Raw genomic sequence first — 12,400 nt, 5'->3', positions numbered from 1 at the left:
GTTACAGATTCCGGTAAAAATTCCGGATCCGGGAAAAATCTGCCGCAGCAGCCTTCTGGAATGTCATAAATTTCTCCCTGGGTTCATTCATGAAACAGAATCTGGGAAAAATACCGGATTTTCCCGTCATTTCCCCAGCAGATCATGCCGACGGCATCTGCCATCTTCTGGGCATCCACACAGTAGGCGGACATACAGGAGTGATTCTTGTAGGGACCGGCGGTCATGAGCAGCAGATCGGTTTTTCCGTCCAGCTTCATCTGTTCCGCCAGGGCTTCCGTGATCTTGTTATGCTCCAGCTTTTCCTTTTTATAATCCATATCCGGTTCACGTGTGGTCTGGAGAACCAGTGTCTTTTCATAGGAATACGCCCGCTGATCCATTTCCTCCACCGTACCGCTCATAGGCGGACAGGCAGGATTGTGGTTATAGCAGCCGCAGAGGTTTTCCTCGCAGAAGACCCGGTATTCCGGCTTGAATACAAGATTCTTAGTGTCCATAACGGCGGCATCGGAAAAGCCAAGTGCCTTGGCAGCGGCGATAACATCCATAAATAAAACCTTCTTTCCATAAAATTGTTGCCGGGATTCAGTATAGCACAGATGAGCGCGGTTTTACAGTTGCTTTAACCAGTATACCATTGGACGGCGGTTTATTCCATACGGAATTGCTTTACGCCGGAACGACGTCAAAGCGCGAACAAATTTTGTATTCTGGTGTAATGTTTATAGAAAACGAATATTTTATGATAGGCTATGACATAGGAGTGCGCTATAATAAGAGAAATATCGCAGAAGAGGGGGAGACGTGCGTGCAGTATATCAGCGATTATGAATCGCCGCTTGGGAGAATTTTGCTGGCAGCCGATGAAACCGGGCTGGCGGGAGTATGGTTTGAGGGACAGAAGTATTTCGGACGGTGTCTGGAAGCGGAACGGGAGGAGAGGGAAATACCGGTTTTAATACAGACAAAACGCTGGCTGGATCGTTATTTTTCCGGGAAAAGACCGGAGATTCCCGTGCCGTTTCATTTTATCGGAACAGCCTTTCAGAAGGAGGTCTGGGAAATTCTCTGCACCATTCCCTACGGACAGACCATGACCTACGGAGAGATCGCACAGCTTCTTGCGAAGCGGCGCGGAATCGATCATATGTCGGCGCAGGCAGTTGGCGGTGCGGTGGGACATAATGAAATTTCGATTCTTGTTCCCTGTCATCGAGTGGTCGGAACCGGCGGAAGCCTGACCGGATATGCAGGCGGGATCGACCGGAAGGTACAGCTCCTTACATTGGAAGGTGTAAACATGGACTCCCTGTTTGTACCGGAAAAAGGGACGGCACGGTAAAGCCTGCGCCTGTCAGTCGGAAATTTCCTTTCTATTCCGTTAATTCAATTAAATTCCCCTCAAATCCCACAAGACAGCTTTCATAATAGCCGTCGCCGGTGATCCGCGGCCCGCTGAGAACCTGACAGCCGTCCTGTTTCATGGTTTCGGTCAGTTCATCGACAGCAAATCGGCTTCCGAGGCTGAATGCCAGGTGAATATAGCCGGTGCGGTCTGGATCTTTTTGCACATCATGAAGCCCCGGCTTTGTCATAAGCTCCAGTCTGGAACCGTCGGAAAAGCTTAAAAAGTAAGAAGAAAAATCGGTATTTTTGTTATGATACTTCTCACCGGAAACGGCATGAAAATACTTTATAAAAAACGCGCGGGCCGCTTCCAGATCATTGACATACAGCGCCAGATGTTCGATTCGGATTGTTGGGTTCATAGTCGGTCCTCCTGTTAAAGCTGCGGAAAAAGCCGGGGCATGGTTTACGGAGTTGAGTTCCGCGTTTCGTCCATAAGCCGGTTCAGCAGATGGGAAACGGCAAACATGACTGTCTCATAGTGCATGAAATCAAGAATGTTTTTCGGAACCAGGATCTGCAAGCTGGGCGGGAAATCCTCATCAGATTCCCAGAACCGGACGGTGACCGGAAGAAAAGAGAAAAACTGTAATTCACAGGCGGCATCCCCGCCGGAAACAGGTATTCCGTGAAGTGCTTTGCAGGCATGCAGAAATCCGGAAGTATTTCCGTCAAAAAATTCGGCGGCATGCTGAAAAAAGTCCGTTTTTTGTCCCATATTTCCGGTATGAATACTGGAAAGCGTATTCACAGGAACCAATTCTGTACTGGCGGGATTCGGACGGTCAGACCGGCAGAGAACATCATAGATGGTCATAGCTTCATTGTAGTCAGCTGCGTTTGCGGTCTGAGAAAAATCTGCCGACCATTCTACTTGGCCGGATTCCCGGCTGATCCGATACATACGGTCAACAAAAGAAAGATAAAGATATTGAGTATCATGTTCTAAAGAAAAATTTCGGATCATAAGATCCTGATCATGCTGCAGAAAAGAAACAGCCATCTGAGTCTTCATTAACTCATAGTTAGAACGACTGGGATTCATGGAAGCTCCTCCAATTCGCATTTTGTACTAAATATAACACAGAAATGAGGGCGATGCCAGAAGCAGCTTCCGTATATTCTGACTGATTGATGTAAGTGGGGGATGTAAGGAATAGAGAGCTTGCGCAGGCCACCCTCCCGGTCAGAGGCAACTTCGATATGTGCCGGTTGACCGGGAGGGTGCCTGCGCAAGCCATACCCATACATTACAGATCCACGTCCTGAAATCGTTTCATCGCGTATTTCATACTTCCCCATGTTCCAATCGCGTAAACAACTGCGGCGGCGGCCAGGCTCAGCCACAGATCGGTGTTTCTCATGGTGCTGGTATTGTTGAGAAAGCCAAGGCCAGGCAGATGATGGAGGGTTTCTGCAAGTCCGATGAGCAGAAGCGCGGCGATTCCGAAGTACAGAAACGGTATGCCGATCCGATAGCCGGTCTTAAAAAATCCGCAGATAAAAAGCAGATTGAACAGCAGAAACAGAAGAAGCGTAAATGCCAGATAAAGCTGGTTGGCATTCATCATGACGTTGTTCACATATGGTTCGGCATGGGCGAGAACAGTCATGCGCAACAGTGTGAAAATCCCCATGAGCAGAAAGCCGGCGAGCTGGATCATGATGCTGAAGGCGAATTTGCCTTTTACTGTGTCCGACTTTGACAGCGGAAGGAGAACGGAATAGAGGATATCGTTGGTTTCCCGTGTTGCCTGAAAGGAGTGAAAGATCCCGAAGCAGACAAAGAAGCTGCCCACCAGGATCGGATAGCCGGGGATCAGTGCCATGACTGAAAAGGCCAGAAACAGGAAGGAAAGAGGTGAGGCCGCCAGCCGGATTTCTTTAATGAGCAGTTTTTTCATGAAATGCCTCCTGTTCGTCATGGATCATAATTTCCTCAAGAGTTTTTCCGAGACCGCGGGAGCGGCAGTCTGCCAGATAGTCCGGCAGAGCCCCGGAGATCTGCACGGTACCGTTTTTCAGATAGGTGATCATATCTGCACAGTTTTCCAGATCTGTTGTGATATGGGTGGAAAACAGGATCGCTGTGCCGGTCTCCTGCGCCAGATAACGAAATATAGTCAGAAGCTCGCTGCGGGAAACAGGATCAAGTCCGGAGGTGGGTTCATCAAGAACCAGAAGCTCGGCGTGATGGGAAAGAGCCAGTGCCAGGTTCAGCTTCACCCGCATGCCCTCGGACAGCTCCTCCGGTGTCTTTTCTTCCCGCAGAGAAAACAGCTCCAGATAATGACGGTAGGCTGCGTCATCCCAGTTTTCATAGAACAGCTTTGTCACGGCGGCAATGTCACGGATCGGTTTTTTCTTATAATAATCCACAGCACCGCAGGCGTAGCCGATCCGTTTTTTGATTTCTGCTTCGTGGGAGGACAGCTCCATGCCGAAGCAGGAAATGGTTCCGCCGGAAGGACGGATCAGCCCGAGCATGGATTTGATGGTTGTCGTTTTTCCGGCACCGTTGCGCCCCACCAGTCCCATGATGGAGCCGCGGTTCAGAGAAAACGATACATGATTTAAACGGAAGCCGGGATATTCTTTTCGGAGATCCGAAATCTCCAGGATGGTATTTGTATGATGTGTCGGATTCATATAGTCACTGCTCCTCCCGTCTGGTGTTCCGGTTTAGCAGGATCATCAGATCCGCCTCTTTGATGAGAGCCAGTCCCTGAGCTTCATCGCCCAGCAGGATCAGCGAGTCGCCGGGGTGGATGTTGAAGATCCTGCGTGCTTTGGCCGGAATGATGATCTGTCCTTTCTCACCAACAGTCAGAACGCCGAACATGTGTCTGCCCTTCGGCGCAATGCCGAGGCCGGTACCGTCCGGCTCGTAGGTCACCAGATCATCAAGGCTTACATTGAATACATCGGCGATCATCCGGCATTTTTCAATGTCCGGAAGTGACTCGCCGGTTTCATATTTGGAAAGTGTCTGGCGCGAGATGTCCAGCTTTTCCGCCAGTTCCTCCTGTGACAGACCGGCGGCTTTTCGCAGCATGAGCAGATTGTCTTTAAACATCGGAAAATTCCCACCTTTCCTGATTGTAATGTCGCATTTTCTGCCTTCAATGTAACACAGATCCGCTGGAAAGACCATAACGGAACCTTAACAAAAATCCCTGATTTTGTTAAAAATCGTTGCGGCATAAAACCGGTCGGACGGAGCATACTGAGAACAGAAAAAGGAGGCACCTCATGAAAAACAGGCTTACGGAAAAACAGAAAAAGGCGCTGGCAGTGCTCGGAACGACGGCCGGCGTATATCTTGCGCTCAAGTATGTTCTGCGGCTGTTTTTCCCGTTTCTGCTGTCCTGGTGGCTGGCGGTTCTGGTGGGGCCGGCAGCCGTTTCCCTGGAACAGAAAACCTGCGTTAAGCGGACAGTCTGGGCCTCGCTTTTTATTACGGCTCTTTCAGCAGTACTGCTTTTTCTGGGCTATATCCTGGGGAGGCTGTTTCTGGAACAGCTCATAAAAGCAGCGGCACATCTGCCATCATGGTTTGAGGAGCTTTGCGGCTGGCTGGATGGTGTCTGCCGGAACTGTGACCGGTTTCTCGGATTTTCCGGCGGAACGACCATGGAATTTGTGGAATCCAGGGGACAAAGGTTTCTGGAAACTGCGGAGCGCCAGGCCGGAACGTATCTCATGATGTTTTCTCCGGGAATTTTTGCGGGAACCGCGAAGCTTGGCGGGCTTCTTGCTGTTGCGGGGATCGGCGGAGTTCTGGTGGTGGGAGCCCGGGGACGGATCCTTCACTGGAAAAACACCTCGGTTTTCCGCCAGGAGCTTTCGGCGGCGGCCGGCTGCATCAGCCGTGTCGGAAGAAGCTTTCTTCTGGTACAGCTGTTTATCATGCTCCTTACCAGTATTCTCTGCGGCGTGGGATTGTATGCTCTGGGAAATCCCTACGCAGTGCTTCTGGGCGCCGGGCTCGGACTTCTGGACGCACTTCCAGTGTTCGGAACAGGAACGGTCCTGGTTCCCTGGGCCGTGATTATGTTGTTTACCGGAAACTGGACCTATGCCATCGGACTGATGCTCCTTTATCTTCTCAGCTATTTTCTCAGAGAAATCCTGGAGGCAAAGCTCATGGGCAGCCGCATGGGAATCCGCCCGCTGGAAATGCTCATGAGTATGTACGCCGGACTCCTATTATTTGGCGTAACCGGCTTTCTTCTGGGACCGCTGGGGTATCTTCTGGTGCGGGAGCTGAGCGGACTTTACACCGGGGAAGGGTGAATTATCGTTTGACAGACAGAAAACCGCTGGGTTATACTGATAGCATAGAAACAGAGATCATTCATGAAGATATTCCTGCACATGGAGAGAATCTGCCGATGGTCTGCGGCCCGGCGGTTGTCTGCCAGAGTCCGGACGGAGAAAGGAGCTTCTATGTTTTGTACAAACTGCGGATATGAATTGAAGGCGGGTGACCGGTTCTGTGAAAACTGTGGAACGCCGGTAGAGAACCCGCCGGTGGAGAACCCTGTAAAAACCATAAAAGAGGAGCCGGTGCCGATACAGCCGGAGAACACTGCGCTGCCGCCGGAAAGCACAGAAGAGCAGACAGGCATGACAGAGTCGGAAGCAGCTGTAAAAATGCCGGAACAGCCGGAAGAAGCGGCTTCCGGAGACGCCATTCCGGAGCTGGAAAAGCAGATCATGAAAAATATGGAAAATGAGCTGATCCTGGAAATGCCGGAGGAGGCCATGAGGAAGGGAACGCGGGTATATGGCGAAGCAGGCCGCGCGGAACACGGCAGAGAAATGCATCGGGAAGCGGGCAGTGCGGAACGCGGCAGAGAAATGCATCGGGAAGCGGGCAGTGCGGAACGCGGCAGAGAAATGCATCGGGAAGCGGGAAACGGAGAAGCGGGAGCGAAGCCGCAGCGTACGGATGGATATCGGGAAACGGAGCAGCCGGGCAGTCATCCGCCTTATGAATACATACCGGGGAACCGGAAACCGGAAAAAAGCAAAAAGAAAAATGGAAAGAAAAAGGCGTGGATCATTGCATTATCGTCGCTGATCGCGGTGATGCTCCTTGTTCTGGCAGTGTTTGCGTTCGTGCTGTCCAACCCGGCTAATAAGCTTAAGGCGGCCATCAGGGACCGGGACTGGACGAAGGTAGAAGCGATTTATGAGAAGAGCTTTTCCGGAAATGAAAAGAAAAAGGCACAGGCTGATGAGCTGATAAAGAATCAGGTGGAGGCGATTACTTCGGCGTACACCTCCGATTCTATGGATTATCAGACCGCAAAGGGACACTTGACTGCCATCGCAGCATTCTGGGATGATGCGTCTGTGTCGGATGCACTGGTGCAGATCCGGGAATTATATGATTCCAGAAGCGCCTTTGCCGATGGCGAAAAGGCAATGAAGGCTGAGAATTATGAAACAGCCATCGCAGAGTATAAAAAGGTGATCAAGGCGGATTCCAATTATGAGACTGCCCAGAAGCAGCTGGAAGCGGCGGAGAAGGCTTACCGCGAGGCAGTTCTCGACGAAGTGGAAGCGCTGGAGAAAAAGGATGATTATGAGGAGGCGGCAAAAAAGCTTGCCCAGGCGCTGAAAATCCTTCCGGGGGATGAGGCGCTGATCAGGAAACAGGAGGAGCTCGAAGAGGCTCAGGAGGATTATGGAATTCAGTCCGTACTGGAGCAGGGCAAAAAAGCAGCGGATCAGGGGAATTATTACACCGCCATGGAGGGAACCAGGGAGGCTCTGGCAGAGTATAGCGGAAATGCAGAACTTCAGGCTGCACTGGAGGAATACAAAGCGAAGTATCAGGAGGATATCCTGAAAAAGGCGGCGGATGCCCTGGGAACAAATCAGAATTATGAAGCGGCGCTCATTGTGCTTGATGGTGCACTGAATACGCTGGGAGGTGATTATCCGGAGATTGAGCAGGCACTGCGGGAACAGAAGGAGGCCTATGTACAGGAACAGTTAAAGCAGAGCCAGGAAGAGACAGATATTGCGGCGTTTGTCGGAAGCTGGCGCGGCAGCCAGGTGACTTTTGGCGGAATGACCATAGATGCAGATACGTATCTGCAGTATGCGGGGCTGGCTTCTGATCAGCTGCGGATGAATATGCGGTCTGATGGTTCTATGCATGTCCAGCTTCTGGGTGAGACGGCAGATGGCACCTGGAAGAAGACGGGGGATCATGCTTATGTACTCACAATAGAGGGTTCGGATCAGAACGTAACGCTGGAAAACGGACGACTGATCATGAATCTGGATAATGTGGAGCTGATTTTTGTTCGGGAAGCTGCGGCTTGACAAATGACGGAAATTCGCCTAAGATAGAAGCAAAACATGGCGAAGATAAGGAATAGTAGAGATCAGACGGCCAACCCAGAGAGAGGACGGAAGCTGGAAAGTCTTTTTGGCACAGATGTTGAACCCACCTTGGAGTCCTGTATGAAAATACAGCGTAATTCCGGCGATAACGGATCGAGAGTGAGCCAGCCAGATGGCTAACAAGGGTGGTACCGCCGATATTCGGTCCCTTGCTTCGGATGATTCCGGAGCAGGGGATTTTTGTTTATCGGGAGAGTCATTTTCTGATAAATTTCATAGAAGATTGTTTCAGGACAAATTGGCCGGGCCACGGAATTATTATGGAAATTTACAGTTTAAAAGGAGAACTTATCATGGCAAAGGAAAAGAAATTAGTGGAATCCATCACCTCCATGAGTGAAGATTTTGCCCAGTGGTATACCGATGTGGTAAAGAAAGCGGAGTTGGTGGAGTATTCGAACGTGAGGGGTTGTATGATTATTCGTCCCAACGGATATGCGATCTGGGAGAATATTCAGAAGGAGCTGGACAGACGCTTCAAGGAGACAGGGGTAGAAAACGTATATATGCCCATGTTTATTCCGGAGAGCCTGCTCCAAAGGGAGAAGGACCATGTAGAAGGATTTGCGCCTGAGGTTGCATGGGTGACGCAGGGAGGGCTGGAGACCCTGCCGGAGCGGCTTTGTGTGCGTCCGACCTCTGAGACTCTGTTCTGTGATTTTTACTCCAGAATTATCCAGTCCCACAGAGATCTGCCGAAGCTGTATAATCAGTGGTGCTCCGTTGTGCGCTGGGAAAAGACGACCCGTCCGTTCCTGCGTTCGGCAGAGTTCTTATGGCAGGAGGGCCACACCGCTCATGCAACGGAGGAAGAGGCTGAGGCAAGAACCATTCAGATGCTGAATATTTATGCAGACTTCTGTGAGGAGGTCCTGGCCATTCCGGTCATCAAGGGAAAGAAGACCGACAAGGAGAAGTTTGCCGGAGCACAGTCTACCTACACCATTGAGGCGCTGATGCATGATGGAAAGGCACTTCAGTCCGGAACCAGCCATAACTTCGGCGATGGCTTTGCAAAGGCATTCGGTATTCAGTATTCAGATAAAGAAAACAAGCTTCAGTATGTACACCAGACCTCCTGGGGAATGTCCACCCGTATCATCGGTGCACTGATCATGGTTCACGGTGATGACAGCGGATTAAAACTGCCGCCCAGAATTGCTCCGGTTCAGTGTATGGTAATCCCGATTTCTCAGCGGAAAGAGGGCGTGATGGAAAAGGCGGCCGAGCTTCGTGATATCTTAAAGGCAGCCGGTGTCCGTGTAAAGCTGGATGATTCTGATAAGAGCCCGGGCTGGAAGTTCAGTGAGCAGGAGATGCGCGGAATCCCGATCCGTGTGGAGATCGGACCGAAGGATATGGAACAGAACCAGGCGGTGATCGTCCGCAGAGATACCCGTGAGAAGATCACGGTATCCATCGATGAGCTGGGCGAGAAGGCACTGGAGATCCTTGATGTGATCCAGAATGATATGCTTGCAAAGGCAAAGGCTCATCTTCAGAGCCATATCTATGAGGCTCATACCTATGATGAGTTCAAGGATATCGTGGCGAACAAGCCTGGCTTTGTGAAGATGATGTGGTGCGGCGATCAGGCATGTGAGCTGAAGATCAAAGAGGACACCACAGCGACCTCCAGATGCATGCCCTTCAAGCAGGAGCACATCGGAGATGTATGCCCGGTATGCGGAAGACCGGCGAAGACTATGGTATTCTGGGGCAAAGCATATTAAAAGCTGCGAACATATAAAAAAGAATCCGGCGGACAGGAAGCTTCGCTGAAAAACAAGAGACACGGTGCAGAGAATGAGGTTCCTGCATCGTGTCTCTTTTATGAGAAGTTTTAATTTTGGAGATTCTTCATTGCTTTTTTAAACTGGAAGGTGAACAGGACGATGGTAAAAAGGACTGCGGTCACATCTGCAGCCGGCTCAGCCATATAAACGCCTCTGGTGGAATCAGAGACCAGGTGAGGCATGAGATAAATGAGCGGCAGCAGCAGTACAAACTTTCGGACAACGGCGACGATGATCGAGCAGACTGCTTTTCCCAGAGAGGTAAAGGTCATCTGGCAGGCAATCTGGATTCCAAAGAGTCCCAGTCCGCCAAGATAGATCTTCAGCATGGGAGCAGTAAAAGAAACAAGGGCGGCATCGGACGTAAAAATACTCACGAACAGCTTCGGGAAAAGCTGGACAGCAGTCCAGAGAACCATGGAGTACGTAAAGCAGGTGATCAGCAGAAGACGGAAGGTCTTTTTTACACGGTCCGCATTTCTGGCACCATAATTATAACTGGAGATCGGCTGAGCACCCTGGGCAATGCCCTGAAGCGGAAGCAGCGCGAACTGCATCACACTGGTGAGGATCGTCATAGCGCCAACAGCAATGTCACCGCCGTAACGGAGCAGGGAGGAATTAAAGCAGACGGTCACAACACTCTCGCTTGCCTGCATGATAAAGGTAGCGAGACCAAGTGTAATACAGGGGATGATAACCTTTGCCTGCATACGCAGATACTTCTTTCGGATATGGAGAAGCGTCTTTTTTCCACAGAGGAACCGCAGGACCCAGATACAGGAGACGGCCTGGGAGAGTACCGTTGCCAGAGCGGCACCCCGGACACCCATTCCGAAAGCAAAAATAAAGACCGGATCCAGAACGATGTTGCAGACAGCACCGATCAGAACGGAGATCATGGAAATGGTGGTAAAGCCCTGGGCAGTGATAAAGGCATTCATACCGAGCGTGAGCTGTACAAATAAGGTGCCGACCGCATAGATATTCATATAATCCACGGCGTAGGAAATCGTATTTTCGCTGGCACCGAAAGCAAGAAGCAGATCCCGGTTCCAGAGCAGCAGAATTACAGTTAAAATGGCAGAGATCACGATCTGGAGGCTGAAGCAGTTTCCGAGGATTCGTTCTGCTGCTTCCGGATCCTGTTTTCCCATGGAAATCGAGGCTCTCGGAGCACCGCCGGAGCTGATAAGAGCTGCAAAGGCAGAAACAATCATGATGATCGGCATACAGACGCCGACACCGGTAAGAGCCAGACTTCCGTTCAGGGGAATATGGCCGATGTAGATCCGGTCAACGATGTTGTAAAGCATATTGATGAGCTGGGCGATTACAGTTGGAATCGCCAGCTTCAGAAGAAGCTTTCCGATGGGCTCTGTGCCCAGAAAGTTTTTATCCTGCATGGTGTCTCCTTTAGCGTTTGATCTGTCTGGGATTGACAGTACGGTCGGTTTTTCCGGTAAGCGGTTATGGCAGATAGCTCGGTTCCGGTCAGCGGGGGTCATCGTCCTTCCGGTCAGGCGGGAAAGGCTTTGCGGATGACGTTTCTGCCGTCATGGAACGGGCATGCTCCGCCATGGTTTCCATGAGCTTTTGATAGAGGGTAAGTTCCCGCTGGGGAATATCAGCGGTAAGCTGATCAACAAAGGATGTTTGCAAAGCAATGCCGGCGTCTGTAATGGGAACAGCCTTTTCCGTGCAGAAAAGAGCGATTTTCCTGCGGTCGCCGGAAACGGCTCCTCGTTTTAAATAGCCGGCTTTGACCAGTTTTTCCACATGAACGGAAACCAGGTTCTTTTTAATGTTCCGAAACATACTGATCTGCTGAGCAGTACAAAGCTCCGGATTATTTTTTAAAAACATCAGGATATCAAAGGATACCTGAGAAATCCCGAATTTTTGAAGCAGCGGTTCACACATCTGATTATAAGCGTTCAGGATGTCGTGAGAAAAGGCAACAAAAAATGTGGGGGAGTAGTTTTGTTTCATAGGGCATCTCCAAATAGTATTTTTTTGAACTGTATTTAATAATACAATATTAAGGAGAAAAGGTCAAGACGGATCTGCTTTATGTCTGTGTAAAAAATGGATAAATTTTTATCAAAATGCTTGACAAAGGTTTGTCAATGTGATAGGATAAGACCATCAACAAAAGGTTCCGGTTACTGACGGATAATTGTGGAGAACCACAGTGCAGCCGGAGCAATAAAGATAAGCCGACCGTCTGGGCAGCATTTAACATTTAAATGCTGTCCTTTTTTGTTCTTAAGGCGAAGCCTTGTTTTCGCCGTATAGGAATTGGGGAAGGGCAAAAAGGGACAGGTACAACTTTTCTTAAGGAGGAACACATTATGGGATTTAAGACAGACATTGAAATTGCACAGGAGTGCCAGCCGGAACTGATTACCAAGATTGCCGAGAAGGCAGGAATCGATGACAAATATCTGGAGCAGTACGGAAAGTACAAGGCAAAGATTGATTACAATTTATTAAAGGACTCTGACAAGGAGAACGGCAAGCTGATCCTGGTAACAGCGATCAACCCGACTCCCGCAGGCGAAGGAAAGACGACCACCAGCGTAGGTCTTGCAGACGGATTATCCAAGATCGGAAAGAACGTTATGGTAGCGCTCCGTGAGCCCTCCCTCGGACCGGTCTTCGGTGTAAAGGGCGGCGCAGCAGGCGGCGGCTATGCACAGGTGGTTCCCATGGAGGATATCAACCTTCATTTTACCGGTGACTTCCATGCCATCGGTGCAGCAAACAAC

Annotated in this window: 13 protein-coding genes, 1 riboswitch and 1 other annotated feature; of the genes, 5 read left to right on the top strand and 8 right to left on the bottom strand. The window is 50.3% G+C overall.

The features are described from left to right. Nucleotides 1-83: 83 nt before the first annotated feature. Nucleotides 84-551, bottom strand: coding sequence for a DUF2284 domain-containing protein (locus tag ACTQ3K_RS10505; protein ID WP_441567847.1), 468 nt, complete (start codon nt 549-551; stop codon nt 84-86). A 260-nt stretch (nt 552-811) separates the two neighbouring features. Here ACTQ3K_RS10505 and ACTQ3K_RS10500 point away from each other — a divergent pair, with 260 nt between their 5' ends. Then, on the top strand, nt 812-1,345 hold the full coding sequence (locus ACTQ3K_RS10500; protein ID WP_441567848.1) for a methylated-DNA--[protein]-cysteine S-methyltransferase: 534 nt from the start codon (nt 812-814) through the stop codon (nt 1,343-1,345). Between the two features lie 31 nt (nt 1,346-1,376). Here the strand turns inward: ACTQ3K_RS10500 and ACTQ3K_RS10495 are convergent, their stop codons facing one another. The 5 genes from ACTQ3K_RS10495 to ACTQ3K_RS10475 all read right to left on the bottom strand — a co-directional run bounded on the left by ACTQ3K_RS10495 (nt 1,377) and on the right by ACTQ3K_RS10475 (nt 4,486). After that, complete coding sequence (locus ACTQ3K_RS10495; RefSeq protein ID WP_441567849.1) at nt 1,377-1,772, bottom strand: VOC family protein; 396 nt, start codon at nt 1,770-1,772, stop codon at nt 1,377-1,379. Between the two features lie 44 nt (nt 1,773-1,816). Then, the gene (locus ACTQ3K_RS10490; protein WP_441567850.1) at nt 1,817-2,455 is read right to left on the bottom strand and encodes a DUF3786 domain-containing protein; all 639 of its coding nucleotides are present in this window, start codon (nt 2,453-2,455) and stop codon (nt 1,817-1,819) included. A gap of 205 nt (nt 2,456-2,660) precedes the next feature. Then, nucleotides 2,661-3,314 (bottom strand): ABC-2 transporter permease, encoded by a 654-nt coding sequence (locus tag ACTQ3K_RS10485; RefSeq protein ID WP_441567851.1) that lies wholly within the window; start codon nt 3,312-3,314, stop codon nt 2,661-2,663. Continuing rightward, nucleotides 3,295-4,059, bottom strand: a complete 765-nt coding sequence (locus ACTQ3K_RS10480) for an ABC transporter ATP-binding protein (RefSeq protein ID WP_441567852.1) — start codon at nt 4,057-4,059, stop codon at nt 3,295-3,297. Before ACTQ3K_RS10480 ends, ACTQ3K_RS10485 begins: the two co-directional genes overlap by 20 nt. A 4-nt stretch (nt 4,060-4,063) precedes the next feature. Further along, a complete protein-coding gene (locus tag ACTQ3K_RS10475) occupies nt 4,064-4,486 on the bottom strand; it encodes a helix-turn-helix domain-containing protein (RefSeq protein ID WP_441567853.1) in 423 nt (140 codons plus the stop codon). Between the two features lie 176 nt (nt 4,487-4,662). Between ACTQ3K_RS10475 and ACTQ3K_RS10470 the strand changes: the two genes are divergently transcribed. The 3 genes from ACTQ3K_RS10470 to proS all read left to right on the top strand — a co-directional run bounded on the left by ACTQ3K_RS10470 (nt 4,663) and on the right by proS (nt 9,566). Then, on the top strand, nt 4,663-5,706 hold the full coding sequence (locus ACTQ3K_RS10470) for an AI-2E family transporter (protein ID WP_441567854.1): 1,044 nt from the start codon (nt 4,663-4,665) through the stop codon (nt 5,704-5,706). 153 nt (nt 5,707-5,859) lie between these two features. Beyond that, entirely contained in the window at nt 5,860-7,752 is a 1,893-nt protein-coding gene (locus ACTQ3K_RS10465) for a zinc-ribbon domain-containing protein (protein WP_441567855.1), read from the top strand. A gap of 33 nt (nt 7,753-7,785) precedes the next feature. Further along, nucleotides 7,786-7,986: a binding site (T-box leader), on the top strand. 140 nt (nt 7,987-8,126) lie between these two features. After that, nucleotides 8,127-9,566, top strand: a complete 1,440-nt coding sequence (gene proS / locus ACTQ3K_RS10460) for a proline--tRNA ligase (RefSeq protein ID WP_441567856.1) — start codon at nt 8,127-8,129, stop codon at nt 9,564-9,566. A gap of 110 nt (nt 9,567-9,676) precedes the next feature. On the opposite strand, the gene ACTQ3K_RS10455 is transcribed toward proS, so the two are convergent. Beyond that, the gene (locus ACTQ3K_RS10455) at nt 9,677-11,035 is read right to left on the bottom strand and encodes an MATE family efflux transporter (protein ID WP_441567857.1); all 1,359 of its coding nucleotides are present in this window, start codon (nt 11,033-11,035) and stop codon (nt 9,677-9,679) included. Between the two features lie 88 nt (nt 11,036-11,123). Further along, nucleotides 11,124-11,621: a MarR family winged helix-turn-helix transcriptional regulator gene (locus ACTQ3K_RS10450; RefSeq protein WP_441567858.1), complete on the bottom strand. Its 498-nt coding sequence runs from the start codon at nt 11,619-11,621 to the stop codon at nt 11,124-11,126. Nucleotides 11,622-11,783: 162 nt separating this feature from the next. Further along, a riboswitch (ZMP/ZTP riboswitch) is annotated at nt 11,784-11,869 on the top strand. Nucleotides 11,870-11,983: 114 nt separating this feature from the next. Here ACTQ3K_RS10450 and ACTQ3K_RS10445 point away from each other — a divergent pair. Continuing rightward, nucleotides 11,984-12,400: formate--tetrahydrofolate ligase (locus ACTQ3K_RS10445; protein ID WP_441565225.1), on the top strand; the 417-nt coding region annotated here is incomplete at its 3' end.

It is taken from the genome of Candidatus Paralachnospira sp. LCP21S3_A2, assembly GCF_052118925.1.
Taxonomy (GTDB): domain Bacteria; phylum Bacillota; class Clostridia; order Lachnospirales; family Lachnospiraceae; genus Lientehia.
The sequence above is the reverse complement of the archived record's forward strand: the minus strand, read 5'-3'. Positions and strand labels throughout refer to the sequence as shown.

What these genes read in the sequence shown, in the direction of transcription:
- ACTQ3K_RS10455 (WP_441567857.1), bottom strand. Translation starts at nt 11,035, where the DNA reads ATGCAGGATAAAAACTTTCTGGGCACAGAGCCCATCGGAAAGCTTCTT.
- ACTQ3K_RS10450 (WP_441567858.1), bottom strand. Translation starts at nt 11,621, where the DNA reads ATGAAACAAAACTACTCCCCCACATTTTTTGTTGCCTTTTCTCACGAC.
- ACTQ3K_RS10470 (WP_441567854.1), top strand. Translation starts at nt 4,663, where the DNA reads ATGAAAAACAGGCTTACGGAAAAACAGAAAAAGGCGCTGGCAGTGCTC.
- ACTQ3K_RS10480 (WP_441567852.1), bottom strand. Translation starts at nt 4,059, where the DNA reads ATGAATCCGACACATCATACAAATACCATCCTGGAGATTTCGGATCTC.
- proS (WP_441567856.1), top strand. Translation starts at nt 8,127, where the DNA reads ATGGCAAAGGAAAAGAAATTAGTGGAATCCATCACCTCCATGAGTGAA.
- ACTQ3K_RS10495 (WP_441567849.1), bottom strand. Translation starts at nt 1,772, where the DNA reads ATGAACCCAACAATCCGAATCGAACATCTGGCGCTGTATGTCAATGAT.
- ACTQ3K_RS10485 (WP_441567851.1), bottom strand. Translation starts at nt 3,314, where the DNA reads ATGAAAAAACTGCTCATTAAAGAAATCCGGCTGGCGGCCTCACCTCTT.
- ACTQ3K_RS10465 (WP_441567855.1), top strand. Translation starts at nt 5,860, where the DNA reads ATGTTTTGTACAAACTGCGGATATGAATTGAAGGCGGGTGACCGGTTC.
- ACTQ3K_RS10475 (WP_441567853.1), bottom strand. Translation starts at nt 4,486, where the DNA reads ATGTTTAAAGACAATCTGCTCATGCTGCGAAAAGCCGCCGGTCTGTCA.
- ACTQ3K_RS10505 (WP_441567847.1), bottom strand. Translation starts at nt 551, where the DNA reads ATGGATGTTATCGCCGCTGCCAAGGCACTTGGCTTTTCCGATGCCGCC.
- ACTQ3K_RS10490 (WP_441567850.1), bottom strand. Translation starts at nt 2,455, where the DNA reads ATGAATCCCAGTCGTTCTAACTATGAGTTAATGAAGACTCAGATGGCT.